Origin of the sequence: Cryobacterium fucosi (genome assembly GCF_004403515.1) — a bacterium.
Classification (GTDB): Bacteria; Actinomycetota; Actinomycetes; order Actinomycetales; family Microbacteriaceae; genus Cryobacterium; species Cryobacterium fucosi.
On sequence record NZ_SOHH01000109.1, the window covers coordinates 1 to 3,338 of the forward strand.

Genomic DNA, 3,338 nt, shown 5'->3' on the forward strand with positions numbered 1-3,338 from the left:
CCCGGGTAGCGCCCGCCGCCGCGGCACGCCGCCGCACACCACCGCCGCCGCGGCACGCCGCCGCTCCGAGATGGAGATTCTCGCGACACGCCGTTGCGGCTGCCACGTTTCCCGGCGCGTCCGAAATTTCTCCGGTCGAGCGCGCCGCGCGGCCCGGGCCGCGCGTGAGAACATGGAGCCATGTCGCGCTCCGGGCCTCCAGCGGCATCCGCCGACTGGAAACGGATCGCGGGACCTCCGGCCGGGCCCGCGGCCGAGGCTCCCGGCTCCCCCACCGCGGGCGGCTCCGCGCCCGTGCCGATGGGCCTCCAGTTCGAGTTGCGCGAGCAGACCCCGCGCACGAACGAGCGGTGGCGCGGGCCGACGGCACGAACCGTCACGACCATCCGGCCCGGGCACGGCGAGTTCCGGCTCGGGGTGCGCCCCGTCATCCTGAGCGCGCGAGGCAGCTGGGTGCGCACCAATGTGGCCTGGAACCAGCTCGGGTTCCACCTGAACCGGCTGAACCTGAACCCGGAGCACCACCGCTGGCTGAGCCAGCTGCTCGCCCTGCACCGGGCGGTACGCGGGGTGTATACCAGTCAGGAGCCCGACTGGCTCTACCTCGACGACTTCGCCAGCCCCCTGCTCTGGAACCTCTTCGACGAGGCCGCCGCGATCGGCCTCAACCTGGTCGGCAGCAAGAAGGATGCCCGGGTCACGGTGGGCCGCGCGGCCGGCCTGGGTCTCGACGCGAGCACCGACGCGGTCGGCGAGGGCCTCCGCCTGGCCACCCGTCTGCAGATCGACGGCGAGGCCTACCCCGCCGAACACGCCGGCGCCATCGGCAGCCACGGCCTCTACGCCTGGGAGTTCGGCGCCAGGCCGGTGTTCACGCTGGCCGCGACCACCGGGCCGCTCAGCCCCGAACAGCTCCGCCTGCTCGGGCGCCCAGGCACAGTCGACGTGCCGGAGGGCGACGTGGCCGAGTTCCTGACCGTGTTCTACCCTGCACTGCGGCACGCGCTCCCCGTGACCAGCACGGATGCCTCGGTCCTCTTCCCCGAGGCCGACCCGCCCGTGCTCGTGCTCACCGCCCGGTTCCGGCCGAAGCAGGCGCTGGAGCTCGAGTGGCACTGGGACCACCGGGAGGGTGCCCGCGTCACCCGGAGCCCGCTCCGGCCGACGGCAGGCACCCCCGGCAGGCCCGGCACCCCCGGCACCCCCGATCCCGACGCCCCCGATGCCGGCACGCAGACCGACGCCGAGACGGTCGCCGAGACCGACCCCACCCCCGAAACCACCATCCTCGCCGCCGCGGCCCTCGCCCTCCGGGTGCACGGACACCCGGCGCCCGGCTCTGCGCCCCGCATCCTGCACGGCATCGAGACGGCCGAGTTCTCCGGGCAGACCCTGCCGATTCTCCGCCTGGTGCCGGGCGTGCGCGTGGACGTCCTCGGCGACCAGCCCGACTATCGCGAGCTGACGGCCGTGCCCGAGCTCACCGTCACCACGGTCGAGACCGACCACCGCGACTGGTTCGACCTGGGCGTGCTCGTCACGGTCGAAGGCCGGAGCGTGCCGTTCGGGCCTCTCTTCACGGCCCTGGCCAAGGGCAAGACCAAGCTGCTCCTCGTCGACAACAGCTATCTGTCCCTGCGCCAGCCGGTGTTCGAGCGCCTGCACGAGCTCATCGCCGAGGCCCGGGCGCTGCAGGAGTGGGACACCGGGTTGCGGATCAGCCGTCACCAGGCCTCCCTCTGGTCCGAGTTCGAAGACCTCGCCGACGAGACCGTGCAGGCCGTCGCGTGGCGAGCCGCCGTGGCCGGGCTGCTCGCTCTCGCCACCGGCAGCCGGCAACCCGGCGACCAGACCGGCGACCTGCCGGCCGGACTCCGGGCCACCCTGCGCCCCTACCAGCTGCACGGCTTCGCCTGGCTCGCCTTCCTCTGGGAGCACCGGCTCGGCGGCATCCTCGCCGACGACATGGGGCTCGGCAAGACCCTGCAGACCCTGGCGCTGCTCGCCCACGCCACCGCCCAGCCGCGCACCCCCGACCGACGGCCGTTCCTGGTCGTGGCGCCGACCTCCGTGGTCTCCAACTGGCTCTCCGAGGCCGCCCGGTTCACGCCCGGCCTCGCCGTGCGCGGCATCACGGCGACCGTGGCGGCCGGTGGCGAGCCGCTCACGGATGCCGCGGCCGGCGTCGACGTCGTCGTCACCTCGTACGCGCTCTTCCGCCTCGACTTCGAGGCCTACCAGGCCGCCGGGTGGGCCGGGCTGATCCTCGACGAGGCCCAGTTCGTCAAGAACCGCGCCTCGAAGGTGCACCTCTGCGCCCGGGACCTGGACACCCCGTTCAAACTGGCCCTCACCGGCACGCCGATGGAGAACAACCTGCTCGAGCTGTGGGCCCTGTTCGCGATCGTCGCCCCTGGCCTGTTCCCCTCGGCCCGCCGGTTCGCCGAGGACTACCTGCGACCCGTCGGCGCCGGCGCCGACCCGGCGTTGATCGCCCGGCTGCGCCGCCGCATCCGGCCGCTTCTGCTGCGCCGCACCAAGGACGTCGTCGCGCCGGAGCTGCCGCCCAAACAGGAGCAGATCCTGCAGATCGACCTGAACCCGCGGCACCGCCGGCTCTACGACACCTTCCTGCAGCGGGAACGACAGAAACTGTTCGGCCTGATCGAAGACCTGGACCGGAACCGGTTCATCGTCTTCCGGTCCCTGACCCTGCTGCGCATGCTCAGCCTGGACCCCTCACTGGTCGACGAGAAGTACGCCGGGGTGCGCTCGAGCAAACTCGACGCCCTGTTCGAACAACTGGAAGACGTGGTCGCCGAGGGCCACCGGGCGCTCGTCTTCAGCCAGTTCACCTCGTTCCTCGGCAAGGCGGCGGCCCGGCTCGACGCCGCGGGCATCGCCTACTGCTACCTCGACGGGTCGACGCTGCACCGTTCGGCGGTGATCGACCGGTTCAAGCGGGGCAATGCCCCGGTGTTCCTGATCAGCCTCAAGGCCGGCGGGTTCGGCCTGAACCTCACCGAGGCGGACTACGTCTTCCTGCTCGACCCGTGGTGGAACCCGGCCACCGAGACGCAGGCCGTCGACCGCACCCACCGGATCGGCCAGACGAAGAACGTGATGGTCTACCGGATGGTCGCCACCGACACGATCGAGGAAAAGGTGATGGCGCTCAAGGAACAGAAGGCGGCGCTGACCGGCTCGGTGCTGGGCGCCGGAGGGCCGGCGGGCGACGCCGGCTTCAGCGACGCGCTCACGGCCGACGACATCCGCGGCCTGCTCGAGCCCTGAGCCCGGGCGACGGCGACGCAGGCGCCCGCGCCGGCACCCGCGGC

Annotated in this window: 1 protein-coding gene; it reads left to right on the forward strand. The window is 72.6% G+C overall.

Annotation, left to right across the window (positions count from 1 at the left end; genetic code table 11):
* Positions 1 to 180 precede the first annotated feature (180 nt).
* Positions 181 to 3,294, forward strand: a complete 3,114-nt coding sequence (locus E3T48_RS15330; RefSeq protein WP_134524899.1) for a DEAD/DEAH box helicase — start codon at positions 181 to 183, stop codon at positions 3,292 to 3,294.
* Positions 3,295 to 3,338 lie beyond the last annotated feature (44 nt).